We start from the raw sequence: 20,564 nt of genomic DNA, 5'->3' as shown, positions 1-20,564 counted from the left end.
GGAAGCCGGTGAGGGTGACCGTGCCGTCCGCCGCGATGGAGCCGCCGTAGACCGTGAAGACTGCCGTGCAGGCGTCGGTGAACCCGCCCAGGCTGCCGATGCGTTCACTCGGCAGGACGAACAGGATGCCGAGGATCGGGCCGCCGTAGAGCACGAGCGCGGCGAGGCCGGAGCGGAGGATGGACAGCGGGATGTCCCGGCGCGGGTTGCGCATCTCCTCGGCGGCGGAGCTGGGCAGTTCGAAGCCGACGTAGTTGAAGATCAGGACGGGGACGAGGGCGACGAAGCCGGCGTACGTCGGGGTGAACCCGCCGGCGGGCAGGGCGTGGACGCCGTTGCGGACGGCGTACACGACGACCGACAAGGAAGAAGCCGAGCAGCACGACCCGGGCGACGGCACCGGCGATCGGCACCCGTTTCCCGATCCGCACGGACTGGACGACCGCCAGCGCTCCGCCCCAGATGAACACGAACCCGGCGACGTACTTCCAGCCGCCGGGCAGCGGGGTGAAGAACTCCTCCCAGGTCGTCAGGGCGATGATGCACAGACCGCCGCCCACCCGGACCGGGTTGGAGATCCGGTGCAGCAACTGGTTGACGCCGGCGGTGAGTCGGCCGAAGGCCAGCCGGGTCCACACGTACGGGCCGCCCTGCACCGGGAAGGCGGCGCCGAGTTCGGCGACGAGCAGTCCGTACGGCAGGAAGAACGCGAGCGCGAGGATCGCCATCCAGGTCAGGCCCTGGGGGCCCTGGGCGGCCACCGAGCCGATGGTGTCCAGGCCGACGAGCGTGCAGATGAGGAAGAACAGCACGTCGAGCCGGCGCAGATCCTTGCGGAGCCGGGTGCGCTGCTCGCCCCAGCCGGCGGAGAGATCGGGTGTGTCGGAGCCTTGCGGGTGCGCGGAGGTGGTCGGGGCGTGGGTCACGGGCGGGCTCCTACGGGCGCGGGCGGACTCCTGGGACGGCGGGGGGTGGCGACGGCACGGTGGCCGGGCGGTGCCGGCGGACCGCCTGCGGTCCGAACTTACTGACTGAACGAGCAGTCAGTAGTGCGGTACTGTGGCCCCGGCCGCACAGGGGTGTCATGAGGTCGTCGGCGCATGTCCGGGCGGCTGTGTAGGGTGACCGCGTGGCGAGAGTGCGGTTGAGCGTGGCCGAGCGGCAGGAGGAGCTGCTGCGGGCCGCCATCGGGCAGATCGAGGCGCGGGGCGTGGCGGCGGTCAGGATCGCCGACGTGGCGGCCGCGCTCGGGGTGAGCAACGCGCTGGTGCTGTACCACTTCTCGACGAAGGAGAAGCTGGTCGCCGCCGCGTTCGCCTACGCGGCCGAGGACGATCTGGCGCATCTGCGCAGGCTGCTGGGCCGGCGGACGTCCGCGCTGCGCCGGCTGCGGGCGGCGGTGCGCTGGTACGCGCCGACCGGGCAGGCCAAGGGCTGGCGGCTGTGGATCGAGGGCTGGGCCGTGTCCCTGCGCGAGCCGGCCCTGCGCGAGGTCACCCGGGACCTGGACAGGCAGTGGAAGGCGGCGATCACCGAGGTCATCGCCGAGGGCGTGGCGGCGGGCGAGTTCGCCTGCGCCGACCCGGCCGGCACGGCACTGCGGCTGACCGCGCTGCTGGACGGGCTCGCCGTGCAGCTGACGTCGTACCCGGGAGCGGTGCCGCGGACACGCGCGCAGGAGTGGGTCGACGACGCGCTCGCACGGGAACTGGGGCTGGAGCGGGACGCGTTGACAGAGCGCTAGGCCCTGTCGTCAAACTCCAGCCGTCCGCCCGAAGGGCGGGCCCTGCGGCGTCAGGTGCGTGCTCTCGGCGTGCCGGACCCTGGCCCTCGTACTGGATGTACTTGGACCTGGGTCCGGTGCGGCGAGAGTGCGTGCATGGCGTCGCGGGGCAGGAGGGAGTTTGACGACAGGGCCTAGGCCGCGCCTCGGGGCAGGGCGCCGGCGTGGTGGGCGCTTCCCGGGTCGCCTCCGGGCGGCACGCTGCCCCCCGGCCCCCTGCCCCACCTGCAGCCCACCGCGCCCGAGCACACAGCCACACACAGTCGGAGAACACAGCCACGCACGACCGCGCCCCGCACCGAAAGCCACCCGGTGCGGGGCATGCCGGTGCGGGTCAGGCCACCGAGGCGATGCGCATCTTGATGTCGTCCGGGGACAGGGTCCCCTTCGCCGTCACATGGTCGCCGGAGGACTCGCCGCGCAGTCTGCGGCCGATCCACGGGACGAGGTACTCGCGGGCCCAGTGGACGTCGTCGCGGCGGATCTCCAGGGTGCCCCGGGGCGGCTGCGGCGGCCATGGCTGCTCCGGGTCGGCCGGGACCTCCAGACCGAGGACCTGACCGGCGCGCAGCGCCACGCGCGTGTGCCCCTCGGGCGACAGGTGGAGCCGGTCGCTGTCCCAGGCCCTGCGGTCCTGCACGGACTTCAGGGACCACAGGTCGAGCACCGGGCATCCGTACCGGTCGGCGATGGCACGGACATGCCCGTTGTACGTGGCGATCTTGCCCCGCAGATGCTTGAGCAGGGGGACGCCACGGGTGTCGAAGCCGGTCGTCACCATGACCGTGCCGGCCGCCTCGGTCAGCCGGGCCACGGCCCGTTCGAAGCGCTCGGCCACCTCGTCCGGGTCGGTGCCGGGCCGGATGATGTCGTTGCCGCCCGCGCAGAAGGAGACCAGGTCCGGGGCCAGTTCGACGGCCTTCGGCAGCTGATCCTGCACGATCTGGTCGAGCAGCTTCCCGCGAACCGCGAGGTTGGTGTACCTGAAGTCGCCCTCGGGCTGCCGGTCGGCGAGCAGCACCGCGAACCGGTCGGCCCAGCCCACGAACGCCCCGTCGGGCCCCGGGTCGCCGACGCCCTCGGTGAAGCTGTCCCCCACCGCCACGTACGACCCGATCACTGATCTGTTGTCATTCTTCGAATCGTCTGCCACGTCGGACCATGATTCACCTTCGCATGTGACCTACGCGACCGTAAGGAGGGGTTGACGAACGGTGAGATGTGACACTCTTAAATAATTTGCCAACCAGGAATAAGGCTGGTGGCAGAAAGCTCAGATGCGGCGCAGCCGGAGGACCGTGGCATCCAGGTCGCCCTTGAGTCCGGTGCGCAGCCCGTGGTGCAGCAGAACCGCACCCCGGTGCACTTCACCCGTTTCGCGGCATTCGTACGACGCCGTGGGGTCGAGTCCGCGCAGCCGCAGCGCCGGCACCGGCTCGCCGTAGCTCTGCGCCTGGAGCCAGGCGAGGACCACCGTCTCCTCCCCCAGCACGTACTGGACGGCGCTCAGACCACCGGCCGGGGGCCTCAGCCGGTACAGCTCGCCCTGCTGGACGACCGGGCGGATCTCCTTGTAGAGCTCGACCCACTGCCGGGCCTCGGCCAGCTCCTGGTCGGTCCACTCGGTGAGGTCGCCGCCGACCCCGAGGACACCCGCCATGGCGCTGACGAACCGGAACCGCAGCGAGCTGGCCCGGCCGTTGAGCTGGGTGTTCGGGCTGTCGGTGACCCAGGCTGCCATGACCCGGGCGGGGTGGATCTGACTGAAGCCGTGCTGGATGGCGAGCCGGTCGAGCGGGTCGGTGTTGTCGGAGGTCCACACCTGGTCGGTACGGCTCATGACACCGAGGTCGATCCGGCCGCCGCCGCCCGAGCAGGACTCGAAGGCGACCCCCGGGTGGGCCGCGCGCAGCCGGTCCAGCAGGGCGTAGAAGGCGCGGACATGGTCCACCCACAGGCGCTGCGGGTACGGCTCGCCGGGCCAGCCGGCGTCGGTGAAGCAGCGGTTGAAGTCCCACTTCACATAGTCGATCGGCGCGCTGGAGAGCAGGGTGTCCAACTGCTCCCAGAGGTACTCCTGGACGTCCTCGCGGGCGAGGTTGAGGACGAGCTGGTTGCGCAGTTCCGTCCGCTTCCGTCCCGGTTGGTACTGCACCCAGTCGGGGTGGGCGCGGTACAGGTCGCTGTCCGGGTTGACCATCTCGGGCTCGACCCAGATGCCGAACTGCATGCCGAGGCCGTGCACCTGGTCGGCGAGCGGCTTCAGGCCGTGCGGGAAGCGGTCGGGGTTGGGGGTCCAGTCGCCGAGGCCCGCGCGGTCGCTGGTGCGGGCACCGAACCAGCCGTCGTCCACGACGAACAGCTCCACGCCGATTCCGGCGGCCCGGCGGGCGAGCGCGAGCTGCTGCTCCTGGGAGATGTCGAAGGTCGTCGCCTCCCAGGAGTTGAAGAGCACCGGGCGGTCCCGCCCGGCGTCCGGGATGACGTACGCACGCTGGTAGGCGTGCCAGCTGCGGCTCGCGCCGCCGAAGCCGCCGTCGCTCCACAGGCCCGCGAAGACGGGTGTGGTGTACGACTCCCCCGGCTGAAGGAGCAGCAGGCCCGAGTCGTCGTAGCCGGCGCCGCCCGTGATCTGCACGCGCGCGTCCGGGAGTTGGGCGACCGCGATGCGCCAGGAGCCGGACCAGCCGAGTGCGCAGCCGTACACCTCACCGTTCTCCTCGCCGGCGTCGGTGTCGAGTGCCACCCAGGGCAGGTGCTGGTGGCCGGTGTGGCCGCGGCGGCTGCCGATGACCTTCTCGCCGTAGGTGAGCTGGGCGGTGGTGAGGAGGGACTCGGCGGCCCAGCGGCCGTGCAGCTGGGACAGCCGCCAGCCGTCGCGGTCGGGCAGGGTCCAGGTGGCCGCGTCGGCGCGGAGCAGCTCCACGCGCGCGTGCGTGCCGTTCGCCACGGTGACCCAGCGCTCGACGACGTCTCCGCGCATCCGGTAGTGGAGGGTGACGGCGAGGCCGTCGTCGTCGAAGCGCAGGCGCAGCCCGTCACCCTCGCTGCCGTACGACACGAAACGCCACTCCGTGCCGCGCCGCTCCTCGGTGCGCACGGACAGGGCCGGGCGGACGAAGCGGGGGCCGCCCTCGACGGGGTACTCCTCGCGGCCGTCGAGCGGGGACTCGAAGGGCCAGTAGCCGGGCAGCGGGTCCTTGGCCAGGGCCTCCGCGTCCGCGAGCGCGATGCGTGGCCCCCAGTGCAGATGGAGCAGCTCGTCCGCGTCGGTGAGATGCAGGGCATAGCTACTGGTGGGCCCCGAGAGGAGCCAGGTACGACCGTCTTCGGCGATGTCCACCACGTAAGACCTCACAGGTGTCAACAGATCCGCTCAAGTGCCAACATCATCAGTCTGCGGAGCCCCTGGTGACAATGCCTGTGGACAACTCCTTGCCCGAGGAAACCGATGTCGTATGGTCGACGGAGCGCCCGCCGGCGAGACACGGCGGCGGGGCCCGAACCGGGAGGAGCCCCCGTGACGCAGCAGGTCCCGTCGACCGAGCCGGAGCTGGCCGGCGTGCGCAATTTCCGTGACGTGGGCGGTCTGCCCACCACGGACGGACGGCGGGTGCGTCACGGCGTGCTGTTCCGCAGCGGGCATCTGGCGCACGCGACGGACGAGGACGCGGCCTTCCTCGCCTCCCTGGGCCTGCACACGATCTTCGACTTCCGCAACGCGGCCGACCAGAAGCTGGAGGGCCCGGACGTCGCGCTGCCCGGCGTGCGGAACGTGAACCTGCCGCTGAGCGACCCGGCGGACGGCGCCGAGTTCTGGAAGATGGTCCGCGACGGCGATCTCGAGCAGCTGCGTGGCATCCTGGACGACGGCAAGGGGGCGGCCCGGATGATCGCCTCGTACCGGTCGATCGTCACGGAGCGCACCGCAGAGCACTCCCGGGTGCTGCGCGCCCTCGTCGAGGACAGCGTGCCCGCCCTGATGCACTGCGCGGCGGGCAAGGACCGCGCGGGTATCTCCATAGCGGTGACACTCCTCGCACTCGGTGTGGAGCGCGAGGCGATCGTCGCCGACTACCTGGAGTCCAACGCCAAGCACCGGCGCTACAAGGTCCGCCGCAGCGGCAGCACGGACACCGCGTACACGCCGGAGATCATGGAGCTGCTCAGCCCGCTCTTCGACGCCCGCGCCGAGTACCTCCACGCGTCGTTCCAGACCATCGAGGAGATCTGGGGCGGGGTGGACACCTACCTGGAACGGGGCCTCGGCATCGACCGGGCGTCCCGCGACGTGCTGCGCGAGCGCCTGCTGGACTGACCGACGTGCGTCGAGCCGTCCGTCAGTTCTTCGCTCCCAACGCGAACAGCAGGAAGAGAAAAGCAGCCAGGACGTGGCCGGCGGCGATGTAGATGATCAGCCGGATCCACAGGGAACGGGGAAACTTCGTCTCGAAGTTGCTCATGGCAGCTCTCCGGTCAGCGGGCCCAGGCACAGCGTGGCCGTGGGGCTCTGCAGCAAGGTGTGGACGAACAGCAGCTCGACGCCGTCGTGGTCCTCGGCGGCGAGGCGGTGCGGGGTGAGCGAGTCGAAGTGCGCGCTGTCGCCGGGCGGGAGCAGGTGCACGGTGTCACCGAGGCGCAGCCGCAGCCGGCCCCGGAGGACGTAGAGCCACTCCTCGCCGGGGTGGACGCGCACGATGTCGCCCTGTGAGCCGTACGGCACGCGCACGCGCAGGGCCTGCATGCCGCGGCCCGGCGCCCCCGCCTGGAAGTAGGTCCAGCCGCCCGCCCGGGTCGGCTCCATGTCCCTGGACCGCACGATCGCGTCCCGGTCGGCGACCGTCTCGCCGAGCAGGTCGGAGACGGTCGTACCGTAGATGCGGGCGAGGGCCAGCAGCATCGGCAGCGACGGCTGCCGCTGTCCCGTCTCCAGCCGGGACAGATGGGCCGGTGAGAGCCCGGCCTCGCGGGCCGCCGCCTCCAGGGTGAGGCCGGCGCGGCGGCGCAGTGCGCGCAGCTGCGGTGCGACGGCGGGCAGGTCGTCGCCCGGACGCGCCGGCGGCCCGGCGTCTGAGGCGTTCATGCCTCCATTCAGCCCGACGTTTGCCTCATCGGCAATTTTCTTGCCTATGAGGCAAAAGCGCTCGTCGCCGGATTCCCCCTGCTAATCTCCCCCAAAGTCGAACGCGTTCGAAAATGGGGGACCGGATGCCTGCACGCCCTCAATCCCGCGACACCGGCACGCCCGCCGCCGCCCTCGGACCCCTCGCGCTCGCCCTGGGGGTCGTGTCCGGGGCGGGCGTGTGGCCCACGCTCACCTTCACGCTGCTGCCCTGGTCGCTCCTCGCCGGCGGGCTCGCCGTCACCTTCGGCGCCATGGGCGTCTACTACGCCGGCCGGGGCATCGGCCGGCTGTGGACCTCGGTCGTCGGCATCGTGCTCGGAGTGATCGGGCTCGCCGATCTCTCCGTGGGCTTCCTGCTGCTGGGCGTATTGGGCGTATAGCAACCGGTCAGCGGCCCGCCACCGCCTGCTTGATCAGGGTCTTGCCGAAGTCCCACATCAGGCCGCCGCCGCTGTGCGCGTCGTCCATCACCGCCGTGAAGGCGGCCACGAACCGCTCGACGTCCGCCTCGTCGATGATCAGCGGCGGGATCAGCTTGATCACCTCCAGGTGGTCGCCGGAGACCTGGGTGAGGATCCGGTGCCGCTGCAGCAGCGGTACGACGACCATCTGGGCGAACAGGCCCTTGCGCGCGGCCTGGAGCATGGCCCAGCGGCTGCGCAGCTTCAGCGAGGAGGGCCTGCCGAACTCGATGCCGATCATCAGGCCCCGGCCGCGGACGTCGGCGAGCAGCTCGTAGGTGTCGATCAGCGCGGTCAGCCGGGACTTCAGCAGCTCGCCCGTCTTGCGTACGCCCGCGACGATCTGCTCGTTCTCCATCACCGACAGTACCGCGAGTCCGCACGCCATCGCCTGGGCGTTGGATCCGAAGCTCGCCGAATGGACCAGGACACGGTCCATGGACGAGTAGACCTTCTTGAAGATCCAGTCCTTGCCGAGGGTGGCGCCGACCGGCACGTACCCGCCGGACAGCGCCTTGGCCACGCACACCAGGTCGGGTTCGACGCCGTCCTCGTGCTGGTAGGCGTAGAAGTCGCCGGTGCGGCCGAGACCGGTCTGCACCTCGTCGGCGATGAGCAGCGCCTTGTGCTTGTGCAGCAGCTCCTGCGCGGCGCGCAGATAGCCGGGCGGGGCCTCGTGCACCCCCTTGCCCTGGATCGGCTCCACGATCAGGGCGGCCACGTCGCCCTTCATCAACTCCCGTGCCAGGGTGTCGAGATCGCCGAGCGGTACGGCGGTGTCGGGCAGCAGCGGGGCGAAGCCGTCGCGGAAGCCGCTCTCGCCGTTGACCGACAGGGAGCCGGTGGTCAGGCCGTGGAAGGCGTGGTCGCAGTAGAGGATCCTGGGCTTGCCGGTGGCGTACCGGGCGAACTTCAGGGCCGTCTCGACGGCCTCCGTGCCGCTGTTGCCGAAGAACACCCGGTCCAGGTGCGGGCTGTGGGTGAGGAGCCGCTCGGCGAGCAGACCGGGCAGCGGCTGGCAGTCGAACCGGGTGAGGTCGGCGAGGTCCAGGTCGAGCACGTCGTGCAGGGCCTTGCGGACGACCGGGTGGTGGCGGCCGAGGCCCATCACCCCGAACCCGGCGAGCATGTCCAGGTGGTCGTTGCCGTCGGCGTCGTAGAAGTGGGCGCCCTCGGCCCGCTCGTAGACCTTGTCGAAGCCGATGGTGTGCAGCATGCGCGGGAGCTGCGGATTGAGGTACTCGGTGTGCAGCTCGTAGCGTTCGGCTCCCCGCTCGGCGAGCAGCGCGCCGAGGTCGAACTCCGTGCTCATTCACTCTCCTTGGCTGTGCCGCTCGCGTCCTTGACGGCCAGGCTCCCACTGATCCGCCCGGCGATCTCGACGGGCGTGAGACCGATGTCGGCCAGCACCTCACCGCGCTTGGCGTGCGCGAGGAACTGCTCCGGGATGCCGAACCGCCGCACCGGAACGTCCACGTCGGCGTCGCCGAGGGCCAGCGCCACGGCCGAACCGACGCCCGCCGAGCGGCTGTTGTCCTCCACCACGGCCACCAGCCGGTGCTCGGCGGCGAGGCCCGGCAGCGAGGGGTCGACGGGCTTGACCCAACGGGGGTCCACCACCGTGCAGTTGATGCCGCGCGCCTGCAGCAGGTCGGCCGCCTGCAGGCACACCGGCGCCATCACGCCGACGGCCACCAGCAGCACCTCGGGGCGTTCGGCGCGGTGCAGCACGTCCATGCCGCCGACGCGGTCGAGGGCCGGGATGTCCGGGCCGACCGACTCCTTCGGGAAGCGGACCAGGGTCGGCGCGTCGTCCACGGCGACGGCCTCGCGCAGCTGCGCGCGCAGCTGACCGGCGTCGCGCGGGGCGGCGATCCTGAGGCCCGGGACGACCTGGAGGACCGACATGTCCCACATGCCGTTGTGGGAGGCCCCGTCGACTCCGGTGACGCCGGCCCGGTCGAGGACGAAGGTGACACCGCAGCGGTGCAGGGCGACGTCCATCAGCAGCTGGTCGAAGGCGCGGTTGAGGAAGGTGGCGTAGACGGCGACGACGGGGTGCAGCCCGCCGGTGGCGAGGCCGGCCGCCGACACCGCGGCGTGCTGCTCGGCGATGCCCACGTCCCACACCCGGTCGGGGAAGCGCTCGGCGAACCTGCCGAGGCCGACCGGGTGCAACATGGCCGCGGTGATGGCGACGACGTCGTCCCGTTCCTCGCCGATCTTCACGATCTCGTCGCCGAACACCGAGGTCCAGGAGGGTCCGTTGGACGGCGCGAGCGGCTCGCAGGTCAGCGGGTCCATCACGCCGACCGTGTGGAAGTGGTCCTCCTCGTGGGCGAGGGCGGGCTCGTAGCCGCGGCCCTTCTCGGTGAGGCAGTGGACCAGGACCGGGCCGTGGAACCGTTTCGCCCGGCGCAGCGCCGACTCGACGGCCTTGATGTCGTGGCCGTCGATCGGGCCCAGGTACTTCAGCCCCAGGTCCTCGAACATGCCCTGCGGGGCGAACGCGTCCTTGAAGCCCTTCTTCGCGCCGTGCAGGGACTCGTAGATCGTGTTCCCGACGATCGGGGTGCGCAGCAGCACGTCCTTGCCCCAGGCCAGGACTTTCTCGTAGCTGTCGGTGGTGCGCAGGGTGGCCAGGTGGTTGGCGAGGCCGCCGATGGTCGGGGCGTAGGAGCGTTCGTTGTCGTTGACGACGATGATCAGCGGCCGGTCCTTGGCGGCCGCGATGTTGTTCAGCGCCTCCCAGGCCATGCCGCCGGTCAGCGCGCCGTCGCCGATGACGGCGACCACATGGCCCTTCTCCCCCTGCACCTGGTTGGCCTTGGCGAGGCCGTCGGCCCAGCCGAGCGCGGTGGAGGCGTGGCTGTTCTCGATGACGTCGTGCTCGGACTCCTCGCGCGAGGGGTAGCCGGACAGCCCGCCCTTGCCGCGCAGCTTGGAAAAATCCTGACGACCGGTCAGCAACTTGTGGACGTAGGACTGATGGCCGGTGTCCCACAGGATGCGGTCGACCGGTGACTCGAAGACCCGGTGGAGCGCGATGGACAGTTCCACCACCCCCAGATTGGGCCCGAGGTGACCACCGGTCCTCGATACCGCATGCACCAGGAACTCACGTATTTCTTGGGACAGTTCAGCGAGTTCCGCCTCGGACAGCGCCTTCACGTCGCGTGGTGTCCGGATCGTCTCCAGAATGGTCACGCTGGGCCCCCTCTCGGTCCGTGCCGTGCTGTGCTCAACTCATTCGTCTGCGGGGCTCGTCCGCTCGGCGAGCTTCATGGCCTCCTCGATCAGGGTCTCCACGATCTTCGACTCGGGGACGGTCTTGATGACCTCGCCCTTGACGAAGATCTGCCCCTTTCCGTTGCCCGAGGCAACTCCGAGGTCGGCCTCACGGGCCTCGCCGGGACCGTTCACCACGCACCCCATCACCGCGACCCTGAGCGGCACTTCCATGCCGTCGAGGCCCGCCGTGACCTCCTCCGCGAGCTTGTAGACATCCACCTGGGCCCGGCCGCAGGACGGACAGGAGACGATCTCCAGGCGCCGCTGCCTGAGCCCCAGCGACTGGAGGATCTGGATGCCGACCTTGACCTCCTCGACGGGCGGAGCGCTCAGCGACACCCGGATCGTGTCGCCGATGCCCCGGCTGAGCAGCGCCCCGAAGGCCACGGCCGACTTGATCGTGCCCTGGAACGCCGGACCGGCCTCGGTGACCCCCAGGTGCAGGGGGTAGTCGCACTGTTCGGCGAGCTGCCGGTAGGCCTCGATCATCACGACCGGGTCGTTGTGCTTCACCGAGATCTTGATGTCCCGGAAGTCGTGCTCCTCGAAGAGCGAGGCCTCCCACAGCGCGCTCTCCACCAGCGCCTCCGGGGTTGCCCTGCCGTACTTCTGCAGCAGCCGTCTGTCGAGGGAGCCGGCGTTGACGCCGATCCGGATCGGCGTGCCGTGGTCCTTGGCGGCGCGCGCGATCTCCTTCACCTGGTCGTCGAACTTCTTGATGTTGCCCGGGTTGACGCGAACCGCCGCGCAGCCGGCCTCGATGGCCGCGAAGACGTACTTCGGCTGGAAGTGGATGTCCGCGATCACCGGGATCTGCGACTTGCGGGCGATGGTGGCGAGGGCGTCCGCGTCGTCCTGCGTGGGGCAGGCGACGCGGACGATCTGGCAGCCGGACGCGGTGAGTTCCGCGATCTGCTGCAGGGTGGCGCCGATGTCCGACGTACGGGTCGTCGTCATCGACTGCACCGACACCGGGGCTCCGCCCCCGACCGCCACCGGCCCGACGTGGATCTGCCGCGACCGCCTCCGCGGTGCGACCGGCCGGGCCGGTACCTCGGGAACCCCCAAGGGGACGGCGGTCATCGCGTCAGCCCTGCTTCCCGCTCGTCATCGTCTCGCGCGCCGCCCGCAGGGACTCCTTCAGGGAGCCCATCGTGGCGAGCACGGCGGTCGGCTCGTAGCCGCAGTGCGCCATGCAGTTGGCGCAGCGCGGGTCCTTGCCGCGGCCGTACTTGTCCCAGTCGGTGTCCTCGACGAGTTCGCGGTACGTGGACACGTATCCGTCGCTCATCAGATAGCAGGGGCGCTGCCAGCCGAAGAGCGAGTAGCTCGGGATCGCCCACGCCGTGCAGGGGAAGTCGACCTTGCCCTCGAGGAAGTCCAGGAAGAGGGGGCTCTGGTTGAGCCGCCACTTCTTGCGGTTGCCGCCCGCGAACGCCTTCTTGAACAGCTCGCGGGTCTGCTGCACACCGAGGAAGTGCTCCTGGTCGGGGGCCTTCTCGTAGGCATAGGCGGGCGAGAGCATCATCTCGTCCACCTCCAGGTCGTCGTTGAGGAAGTTCAGCACCTCCACGACGGTCTGCGGGGTGTCGGTGTTGAAGAAGGTGGAGTTGGTGGTCACCCGGAAGCCGCGCCGCTTGGCCTCCTTGATGGCCTCGACCGCCTCGTCGAAGGTGCCCTCCTTCGCCACCGAGGCGTCGTGCCGCTCACGCAGCCCGTCGATGTGCACGGCCCACGCGAAGTACGGCGAGGGCTTGAACTTGTCCATCTTCTTGCGCATCAGCAGCGCGTTGGTGCACAGGAAGACGAATTTCTTCTTGGCCACCAACTGCCGCACGATCTCGTCGATCTGAGGGTGCATCAACGGTTCACCACCGGCGATGGACACCATCGGCGCACCGGATTCCAGCACCGCGCCCACGGCCTGCGCGACGGGCATGCGCTGCTTGAGGACGCCCGCCGGATGCTGGATCTTGCCGCAGCCCTCGCACTTGAGGTTGCACGCGAACAGCGGCTCCAACTCGACCAGGAGGGCGAACTTGTCCCTCTTCCTGAGCTTCTGTTCGAGCAGGTATGTAGCGACCTTGACAGTCTGGCGCAGCGGCATGGCCATCTGGCTCACCTCCGGGGGAGCAGCAAAGAACGGTGCCATTCGAAAAATGCGGGAAGAACGGAACGAAGAACACGGAAAGCAGATATTCCACCGCGTACGGTGCCGATCCGGACGAGTTCATGTTCGGGTGCGTCCACGACGACCCGCACGGCGGCGACCGGGCGCTCAGCGCCGCGGACGGCCGTGAGGAGCGTGGCCGCCGACTCCATGTCGACCGCGATCGAGCCGGTCGCGAGCAGGTCGGACCGCTCATGGCCCCGGACCACATGGTCGGAGCCGGTGAGCGGGCCGGTGTGGACCGTGCGTCCGGGCAGGATGCGCACGAGTTCCTTGACGAGCAGTTCGGTGCCCACGCAGGCGACGGCGCCGCGCGGGTCCCGGGTCTCCTCGGCGACCACCAGATCGCCGGGGTGCATGCCGGGGGCGAGCCCGGCGCAGAAGCCGGTGGCCAGGACGGCCGCGCCGGCCAGCGCGGGGACCGCGAGCTGCCGGGTGAGGGAGCGTTCCGCCGCACGGGGGCCCATGCCCGTACGGACGAAGGTGACCGGCCCGTCGGCCCCGTTCCTGTCCCCGGTGCGCAGGGCAAGGTGCTCAATGCCGAGCGCGCAGGCGATCAGCAGCGGGGCCGGTGCGGGCTGGGTGCTCAAGGTCAGCTCCCCTTCGCCTCGGGAAGCGGTTTCCCGGCGAGGAGGCCGCGCTCGAAGGGGTCGCCGTGCAGATACCGGCCGAGCGCGGTGAGTGGGAAGACCTGCCGGTACAGGTGGTAGTTGATGGAGAAGTCCCAGGGGAAGCCGGTGCCGGTGAAGTACGGCTCGTCCCAGGTGCCGTCCTCCCGCTGGGTGTCGGCGAGCCACTGGACGCCCCGCTCGACCGCCTTGGAGTCCTTCTCCCCCGCCGCGAGCAGCGCCATCAGCGCCCAGGCGGTCTGCGAGGCGGTGGAGGCGCCGCGGCCGCTCCACTCCTTGGCGTACTTGTAGGAGCGCAGGTCCTCGCCCCAGCCGCCGTCGTCGTTCTGCACGCCCTCCAGCCAGGCCACGGCCCGCCGGATCGCCGGGTGCGAGCCGGGCAGTCCGGCCGCGGTCAGCGCGGGCACCACCGAGCCCGTGCCGTAGATGTAGTTGACGCCCCAGCGGCCGAACCACGAGCCGTCCGGCTCCTGTTCGGCGAGCAGCCAGTCGATGCCGCGCCGGGTGCGCGGGTCGTGGGCGAGCCCCTCGGCGGCCAGCATCTCCACGACGTGCGCGGTGACGTCGGCCGACGGCGGGTCGATGACCTCACCGAAGTCGCAGAACGGCAGCCGGTTCGGGAACGGGCTGGTGTTGTCGACGTCGAAGGCGCCCCACGCGCCGTTCTTCGACTGCATCCCGAGGTTCCAGCGCACCGCGCGCGCGATCGCCCCCTCCACGCGGTCGGGGTCGTGGTGCCGGACCCGGCGCAGGGCGAGGGAGACCTCGGCGGTGTCGTCGATGTCGGGGTAGTTGTCGTTGTGGAACTCGAACGCCCAGCCGCCCGGCGGGAGTCCGGGCCGCCGTACGGCCCAGTCGCCGGGCCGGACGATCTCCTCGCCGAGCATCCAGTCGGCCGCCTTGACCAGTTGCGGATGGTCGGCGGGCAGGCCCGCGTCGGCGAGTGCGATGGTGGCCAGGCAGGTGTCCCACACCGGGGACTGGCAGGCCTCGATCATCCGGGCGCCGTCCTCGCGCCATACGGCGAAACGGTCCAGCGAGGCGAGGCCCTCGCGCATCACCGGATGCTCCAGGTCGTACCCGAGCAGGTGAAGGGCGATGACCGAGTACACGGCCGGGGGCTGGATGCCGCCCCAGCAGCCGTCGTTCTCCTGCCGCTCGATGATCCAGCGGGCCGCCGAGTTCAGCGCGGCCCTGCGGAGTCTGCGCACGGCGACCTTGCGATAGCCGCGGACCACCTTGTCGAGCCGCTGGAACAGCCCGTCCCAGCTCACCACCGGGGCGAGCGGCTGCGGCGGGTTGGGGTTAGCCGGATCGGTGTGCAGCTCGTCCAGCGGGAACGGCGCCGGGCGCACCGGGCGCTTGGCGGAGACGACGGTGAGCGGCACGATCGTCTGCCGCGCCCAGCAGCCGAAGTCGTAGATGTTGAGCGGGAACCAGGTGGGGAAGTAGATCAGCTCCGGCGGGAGTTCGGGCAGGTCCTCCCACTTCCACCAGCCGAACAGGGCGAGCCAGATCCGGGTGAACACACGGGAAGCGGCGATACCGCCGCGCTCACGGATCCAGGCGGACGCCTTGGCCATGTGCGGGTCGCCGGGCGCGTCGCCGGCCAGGCGCAGGGCGACATAGGCCTCGACGGTGGTGGACAGCTCCCCCGGCCCGCCGTAGAAGGTGGCCCAGGTGCCGTCCTCGCGCTGCTCGCCGCGGATGAACAGGGCGGCGGCCTGTGTGGTCCTCTCGTCGCGGATCCCCAGGAACTGGCGGAGCAGCAGATCCTCGGCGTCCATGGTGACATTGGTCTCCAGGTCGCCCTTCCACCAGCCCTCGGCGTCCTGCCGCGCGAGCAGGAAGTCGGTGGCGCGCCGGGTGGCGCGTGCGGCGGCTTCGTGCACCCCGGCCGCCCCGGGAGTGGTGATGGCGGTGTCGCTGGCCGCGGCAGCGCGGGACGGCACAGTCGCCCCGGTGCTTCCGTCGGTCGTCGCTGTCATGGCTTCCCCTTCGTGCAGTCGTGCGAGTCGTGCTGCTGTGGGTCCGCCGTCGGCCGGTGTCCTGATGTCGATCCTCGGACACCGGCCGGCGACTACGCGAGGCGTGTTGGGCCGATAGTGATCATCTCTTTCGTACGACGACGAAGTCGGCGAGCGCCGTGAAGCAGTCGCGCACCCGGTCGGGCATGTCGACGGCGTCGAGGGCTTCGATGGCGACGGTGTGCTGACGGCGCGCTTCCGCGGCCGTCCAGTCGCGGCCGCCGGCCTCCTCGATGAGGGCCGCCCGGGCCGCGAACTCCTCCTCGGAGAAGTTCTCGAAATCGCTGCTCTTGGCGTCCGCGGCGAGGATCTCGCCGAGCCGCTCGGAGGCGGGGCCGCCGGCCGCGAGCGCGGCGACGACCGGCAGGGACTTCTTGCGCTGGCGCAGGTCGCTCCAGGTCTGCTTGCCGGTGGCCTCCGGGTCGCCCCAGATGCCGAGCAGGTCGTCGATGGCCTGGAAGGCGAGGCCGAGGTGGTAACCGTACTTCTCCAGCGCGTCGGCGGTGGCGTCGTCGGCGCCGCCCAGGACCGCGCCGATGGAGCTGGAGGCGGCGAGCAGCGCGCCGGTCTTGTTGCCCTCCATCTCCAGGCACTCCTCGACGGTGACCCGGTCGCGGTGCTCGTAGGAGATGTCCTGCGCCTGACCGTCGATCAGGGCGCGGGTGGCGGTGGTGAGCCGGCGGGTGGCGCGGCCGGCCTCCACGGTGCCGAGCTCCAGCAGGATCTCGTTGGCGAGGGCGAACAGGGCGTCGCCGACCAGGATGGCCTGGGCGGGTCCGTGCACCTTCCAGACGGTGTCGCGGTGCCGGCGCTGCTCGTCGCCGTCCATCAGGTCGTCGTGCAGCAGCGAGAAGTTGTGGACGAGTTCGACGGCGACGGCGCCCGGGATGCCCACCTCGGGCGCGGCGCCGGTGACCTCGGCGGAGAGCACGGCGAGCGCGGGACGCACGGCCTTGCCGCCGTCGCCGTCGGCCGGATTGCCCTGGGCGTCGATCCAGCCGAAGTGGTAGGCGGCGACGGTGTCCATGGGAGACGCCAGCCGGTCCACGGCCGCGCGCAGGACCGGAGTGGCCAGGGTGCGGCCGCGCTCCAGCAGCGCGGTCACGTCCACCGCGGCCCGTGGAGCGGGCGTCGAGGCCGGGGGCACAGTGGGCACAGTCTCTCCTCTTGTTGCGGTACCGGGGGTGCGGGGGCTTGCCGCGGGCTCCTGATCGAGCATCAGGCCGCCTCCTCGAACTCGAAGAGATGGCGGGGGCGGGGCCGGCCCAGGGCGCCGAGTGCGGCGTCGGCCGCGCTCACTCCACTGCGGACCGCACTCTCCATGGTCGCGGGCCACCCGGTGGCGGTCCACGCTCCGGCCAGGTACAGGCCGGGTGCCTTGGTGCGGGCACCGGGCCGCAGCCGCCCGACGCCGGGGGTGGGAGCGAACGTGGCCGTGCGCTCCCGGGTCACGAAGAAGTCCTGCACCACGGCGCCGCGGGTACCCGGAATCAGCCGCTCCAGCTCGGGCAGATAGCGCTCGCGGAGTTCTGCGACCGGCAGGTCGATCTCCGCTTGCGCGGCCGACTGCGACAGCGCCAGGTACTGGCCCGTGGCGAGACCGGAGGCCTCGGTGCGGTCGAACACCCACTGCACGGGGGTGCCGAGGGCCGCGAAGAAGGGCCGCGCCAGCACGGTGCGGTCGTAGACGACATGGACGTTGAGGATCGGCGCGGTGCCGATCCCGAGCAGCCGCTCGGGCGCGTCGAGGGCGCCGGGCGGCAGCAGGTCGTGGGCCTCGCGCTGGGGTACGGCGAGGACGACGGTGTCGGTTTCCAGGCGCTCGCCGGGAACCTGAACGCTCCAGGTGCCGTTCTCGTTGATAGAGACGGAGGTGACGCGTGTACGGACCTCGGTACGGACGCCCGCGGAGTCGAGCGCCTTGCGGGCCAGCCGGTCGTGCAGTTCGCCCAGCGGGACGCGGGCCCAGCCGATGTCGGCCGCGCCCGGGTCGGACAGCAGACCGGTCTTGAACACCATCGCGGCGAGCCCCAGCGAGGCGTCGCCCGCGACCGCGTTGAGGGTGGCGACCCCGACCAGGTCCCACAGGGCCTCGACGGCGCGCGCCGACTGGCCGTGCGCGGCCAGCCAGCTGCCGAAGTCCTGGGTGTCCAGGGCCGGATCGGCGAGGTCGAGCCCCTTCAGCGCGAGCGCGGCCCGCCCGACCGCGGCACGCTCGGCGAGCGAGAGGTGCGGATAGGCGGCCAGGCTGCGGCCCAGGTGCAGGGGGACGGGCAGCGGGTCGCGCCGCAGCCGGCCGAGCCGCCTGCCTTCGGGCTTGGCGACGTCGACGACGGGCACGTTGAGGCGGTCCTGCAGCGGTGCCAGCGCCGCGCCCTCGATCCGGTCGAGGAACCAGCGGTAGGCGGTGCAGCAGCGCAGGTACACGTGCTGGCCGTTGTCGACGGTCAGCTCGCCGCGCTGGAAGGAGAAGGCGAGGCCGCCCAGCCTGGGCCTGCCTTCGAGCAGGGTGACGCGGACTCCGGCGTCGGCGAGCGCGAGCGCCGCGGTGATCCCGGCCAGCCCGCCGCCGACCACGACGGCGCGGCGGCCTGCGGCGCCTTCCGGTTCCGCGGTGCCGTGAGTCTGTGCGGGGCCTGAGCCGTCGCTCATCGTGCGTCCGTCCTTCGTCTGCGGGTCCGTCGCGGCTGGTCGTGCCCACCCGGCGGCAGACGCATGTCAGACACGGCCCCGCGCCCCTCGGGGGCGCGACCGTGCTGGATGAACGGTGCACGTTCCGCCGTCGCAGTCAGGGACGCCACGCCGCAGTGGAGGGTTGCCTGCCGCAGGTCCCCTGGTTCGGTGGCGTCCGGTCCGGTGGCGTCCATCAGGCGCGCCTCCTGACGGAACGCGGGGAGAGGCCGCGGCTCACATGCCGGGTGTCCAGACCGGACAGTCCGCGTACGGCGACGTAGGCCTTCTCGCGTCCGGGCAGCGAGACCCGGCCGCGCAGTACGGCCTCGGGGTCGCGCTCGATGCGGTCCAGCAGCCGGCGGTAGATGCCGGCCATGGCGGCGACGCACGCGCCGCTGCGCCGGTCGAGCATGGGCAGCAGCTGGTAGCCCTCGGCGAACAGGGCGCGGGCCCGCCGCACTTCGAAGTGCACGAGGCCCGCGAAGTCGGAACCCTCCGGCGGCGTCGGCCCGTCGAACCCGGCCGAGCAGCCGAACTTGGCGAGGTCGTCGGCGGGCAGATAGGTACGGCCGCCGGCCGCGTCCTCGCGGACGTCTCTGAGGATGTTGGTGAGCTGCAGGGCGAGGCCGAGGGTGTCCGCGTACTCGGATGCGCGCTCGGCGCCGCGCGCTCCCGGTTCGGTGCCGAACACGCCGAGCGAGAGGCGGCCGATGGCACCGGCGACACACCGGCAGTAGACCTTCAGGTCGTCCCAGGTCTCGTAGGTCTCCCCGCGCACGTCCATCTGGACGCCGTCGATCAGCTCGTCGAGGCCGCCGAGCGGGACCGGGAAGGCGCGCGCGGCGTGGGCGAGGGCCACGGCGACCGGATCGGTGTCGTCCTCCTCGACCTCGTCCTGGCGGACCCGGGCGAGCAGCGCCCTGGTGTCCTCGAGCCGCTTCAGCTTCACCTCGTCGGCCAGGTCGCCGTCGCCGATGTCGTCCACGCGCCGGGAGAACGCGTACAGCGCCGACATGGCACGGCGCTTGGGCGTGGGCAGCAAGCGGATTCCGTAGGCGAAGTTGCGTGCCTGCTGCCCGGTGACGGTCTCGCAGTAGCTGTAGGCGGCGAGTACCGGTGCGGACACGTGCGACGGAGAATCCACGGTCCGGATCACCCCTCTCCTCGCAGGATCACGCCCGCCTCACGCAGCAGCTGGACCTTGCCGGGTCGGGGCGGGCCGGGAAGTACGTCGTACTCGGCGGCGGCGATCGCCCTGATCGCCGCCCTTCCCCCCGCCACGAACCCTGCGAGAAGCAGCTTCAACCTGCCGTGGACGCTACCCACCAGGGGGGCGCCTTCATTCAGCAGATCGCGGGCGCGTTGTGCCTCGTATGCAACCAGGGCGCGCACCGATGCGCTCGCGGTTTTTTCGCCTAGATCCGTTTCCTGCACGTGGAAGCGCTTCATGTCCTCGGCCGGGAGGTAGATCCGGTCACGGCCGAGGTCCTCGGCGACGTCCTGGAGGTGCTCCACGATCTGCAGCGCGGTGCAGATCGCGTCGGAGAGCCGGATCCGCTCGGGGGTCGAGGTGCCGGTGACGGCGAGGACGAGGCGGCCGACGGGGTTGGCGGACAGTTCGCAGTAGGCGAGGAGGTCGTCGTAGGTCTCGTAGCGGGCGACGAGCTGGTCCTGGCGGTTGGCGGCGATCAGGCCGAGGAACGGCTCGGGGGTGAGGGAGCGGCGGCGGGCGGTGGGCTGGAGGCGGCGCAGCAGCGGGTGGCGCGGGGTGCCGTCGAAGACGCGGCGCAGATCGGCCTCGAAGGCGTCGAGCAGGACCAGCCGGTCCTCGGCCTCGGCGGGCGACACGCCGAGCAGCCGGGCGTCGGCACCGCCGGGGGCGAGGTCGCCGTCGCCGATGTCGTCGACGAGGCGGGCGAAGCCGTAGACGGCCATGAGGTCGGCGCGCCAGGCCTTGGGCAGGAAGAAGGGGGCCACGGGAAAGTTCTCGCCGGTGGCCTTGTCCAGGGTGGCGCGTTCCGTATCCGACGCCGTCTCGCCGGCCGTCATCGGGCGCTGCCCGGCGCGGGGACGGCACATGCTGCGTTGAGCTGGGGAGTTTCCGTAGCCATTGCCGTCACATCTCCCGTTCTACACTGCCGACCCAACACACACTATTTCGGACACGCCGCCCGACGATCCGCGGGGTCGCCCTGGCGCGGGGTGTCGCGCATTATCGCCCCACTTGCCGCTTTCCGGCACCGGTACAGCTTACGTTGTACAACGCAGCAAGGTTCGTCGGGGTGTCCTGCACATCACAACAACACACCGATTGGCGTCAAGATTCCTGACGCGAAACGGAGTTGACGGTTCCTTTGCAGACGCCGGGCCCCACCGGACGGCTCCCGGCGGGGCCCTGGCCGAAA

General features: G+C 71.1%; 18 protein-coding genes and 2 pseudogenes. 3 read left to right on the top strand and 17 right to left on the bottom strand.

The window, feature by feature from the left end; genetic code table 11:
• Positions 1–76: 76 nt before the first annotated feature.
• A pseudogene (locus SRB17_RS47515) lies at positions 77–352 on the bottom strand (amino acid permease); the annotation flags it as partial.
• Between the two features lie 67 nt (positions 353–419).
• Positions 420–761: pseudogene (locus tag SRB17_RS47510) on the bottom strand (amino acid permease); the annotation flags it as partial.
• A 368-nt stretch (positions 762–1,129) separates the two neighbouring features.
• Between SRB17_RS47510 and SRB17_RS07845 the strand changes: the two are divergent.
• Positions 1,130–1,744, top strand: coding sequence for a TetR/AcrR family transcriptional regulator (locus SRB17_RS07845; RefSeq protein WP_323375163.1), 615 nt, complete (start codon positions 1,130–1,132; stop codon positions 1,742–1,744).
• 373 nt (positions 1,745–2,117) lie between these two features.
• On the opposite strand, the gene SRB17_RS07840 is transcribed toward SRB17_RS07845, so the two are convergent.
• On the bottom strand, positions 2,118–2,903 hold the full coding sequence (locus SRB17_RS07840) for an SGNH/GDSL hydrolase family protein (RefSeq protein WP_323375403.1): 786 nt from the start codon (positions 2,901–2,903) through the stop codon (positions 2,118–2,120).
• A gap of 153 nt (positions 2,904–3,056) precedes the next feature.
• A complete protein-coding gene (locus tag SRB17_RS07835; RefSeq protein WP_323375401.1) occupies positions 3,057–5,129 on the bottom strand; it encodes an alpha-galactosidase in 2,073 nt (690 codons plus the stop codon).
• Between the two features lie 174 nt (positions 5,130–5,303).
• Here SRB17_RS07835 and SRB17_RS07830 point away from each other — a divergent pair, with 174 nt between their 5' ends.
• On the top strand, positions 5,304–6,101 hold the full coding sequence (locus SRB17_RS07830; protein WP_323375162.1) for a tyrosine-protein phosphatase: 798 nt from the start codon (positions 5,304–5,306) through the stop codon (positions 6,099–6,101).
• Positions 6,102–6,123: 22 nt separating this feature from the next.
• Here the strand turns inward: SRB17_RS07830 and SRB17_RS07825 are convergent, their stop codons facing one another.
• Together SRB17_RS07825 and SRB17_RS07820 are read right to left on the bottom strand one after the other, a co-directional pair.
• Positions 6,124–6,246: a DUF6126 family protein gene (locus SRB17_RS07825; RefSeq protein ID WP_153536212.1), complete on the bottom strand. Its 123-nt coding sequence runs from the start codon at positions 6,244–6,246 to the stop codon at positions 6,124–6,126.
• Complete coding sequence (locus SRB17_RS07820) at positions 6,243–6,866, bottom strand: helix-turn-helix domain-containing protein (protein WP_153536210.1); 624 nt, start codon at positions 6,864–6,866, stop codon at positions 6,243–6,245. Before SRB17_RS07820 ends, SRB17_RS07825 begins: the two co-directional genes overlap by 4 nt.
• A 125-nt stretch (positions 6,867–6,991) precedes the next feature.
• Here SRB17_RS07820 and SRB17_RS07815 point away from each other — a divergent pair, with 125 nt between their 5' ends.
• Entirely contained in the window at positions 6,992–7,288 is a 297-nt protein-coding gene (locus SRB17_RS07815) for a hypothetical protein (RefSeq protein ID WP_153536208.1), read from the top strand.
• A gap of 7 nt (positions 7,289–7,295) precedes the next feature.
• On the opposite strand, the gene SRB17_RS07810 is transcribed toward SRB17_RS07815, so the two are convergent.
• The 11 genes from SRB17_RS07810 to hpnC form a co-directional block, all read right to left on the bottom strand.
• On the bottom strand, positions 7,296–8,681 hold the full coding sequence (locus SRB17_RS07810) for an aspartate aminotransferase family protein (RefSeq protein ID WP_153536206.1): 1,386 nt from the start codon (positions 8,679–8,681) through the stop codon (positions 7,296–7,298).
• Positions 8,678–10,576, bottom strand: a complete 1,899-nt coding sequence (gene dxs, locus SRB17_RS07805) for a 1-deoxy-D-xylulose-5-phosphate synthase (protein WP_323375161.1) — start codon at positions 10,574–10,576, stop codon at positions 8,678–8,680. The genes SRB17_RS07810 and dxs overlap by 4 nt, the downstream gene beginning before the upstream one ends.
• Before the next feature lie 39 nt (positions 10,577–10,615).
• On the bottom strand, positions 10,616–11,743 hold the full coding sequence (ispG, locus tag SRB17_RS07800) for a flavodoxin-dependent (E)-4-hydroxy-3-methylbut-2-enyl-diphosphate synthase (protein ID WP_153536204.1): 1,128 nt from the start codon (positions 11,741–11,743) through the stop codon (positions 10,616–10,618).
• A gap of 4 nt (positions 11,744–11,747) precedes the next feature.
• On the bottom strand, positions 11,748–12,773 hold the full coding sequence (gene hpnH / locus SRB17_RS07795) for an adenosyl-hopene transferase HpnH (RefSeq protein ID WP_153536202.1): 1,026 nt from the start codon (positions 12,771–12,773) through the stop codon (positions 11,748–11,750).
• A gap of 5 nt (positions 12,774–12,778) precedes the next feature.
• The gene (locus SRB17_RS07790; protein ID WP_153536200.1) at positions 12,779–13,420 is read right to left on the bottom strand and encodes a 1-hydroxy-2-methyl-2-butenyl 4-diphosphate reductase; all 642 of its coding nucleotides are present in this window, start codon (positions 13,418–13,420) and stop codon (positions 12,779–12,781) included.
• A gap of 2 nt (positions 13,421–13,422) precedes the next feature.
• The gene (shc, locus tag SRB17_RS07785) at positions 13,423–15,447 is read right to left on the bottom strand and encodes a squalene--hopene cyclase (protein ID WP_153536198.1); all 2,025 of its coding nucleotides are present in this window, start codon (positions 15,445–15,447) and stop codon (positions 13,423–13,425) included.
• Positions 15,448–15,568: 121 nt separating this feature from the next.
• Entirely contained in the window at positions 15,569–16,705 is a 1,137-nt protein-coding gene (locus tag SRB17_RS07780; protein ID WP_153536196.1) for a polyprenyl synthetase family protein, read from the bottom strand.
• A complete protein-coding gene (gene hpnE / locus SRB17_RS07775; protein WP_153536194.1) occupies positions 16,705–18,138 on the bottom strand; it encodes a hydroxysqualene dehydroxylase HpnE in 1,434 nt (477 codons plus the stop codon). The genes SRB17_RS07780 and hpnE overlap by 1 nt, the downstream gene beginning before the upstream one ends.
• Positions 18,135–18,353, bottom strand: coding sequence for a DUF6380 family protein (locus tag SRB17_RS46030; protein ID WP_228395921.1), 219 nt, complete (start codon positions 18,351–18,353; stop codon positions 18,135–18,137). The genes hpnE and SRB17_RS46030 overlap by 4 nt, the downstream gene beginning before the upstream one ends.
• Positions 18,353–19,315 (bottom strand): presqualene diphosphate synthase HpnD, encoded by a 963-nt coding sequence (gene hpnD, locus SRB17_RS07770; RefSeq protein WP_323375160.1) that lies wholly within the window; start codon positions 19,313–19,315, stop codon positions 18,353–18,355. The genes SRB17_RS46030 and hpnD overlap by 1 nt, the downstream gene beginning before the upstream one ends.
• Positions 19,312–20,208, bottom strand: coding sequence for a squalene synthase HpnC (gene hpnC, locus SRB17_RS07765; protein WP_153538009.1), 897 nt, complete (start codon positions 20,206–20,208; stop codon positions 19,312–19,314). The genes hpnD and hpnC overlap by 4 nt, the downstream gene beginning before the upstream one ends.
• Positions 20,209–20,564 lie beyond the last annotated feature (356 nt).

The organism is Streptomyces sp. RB17 (assembly GCF_009604455.1).
GTDB lineage: Bacteria > Actinomycetota > Actinomycetes > Streptomycetales > Streptomycetaceae > Streptomyces.
This window is presented reverse-complemented; position numbering and strand designations above follow the sequence as displayed.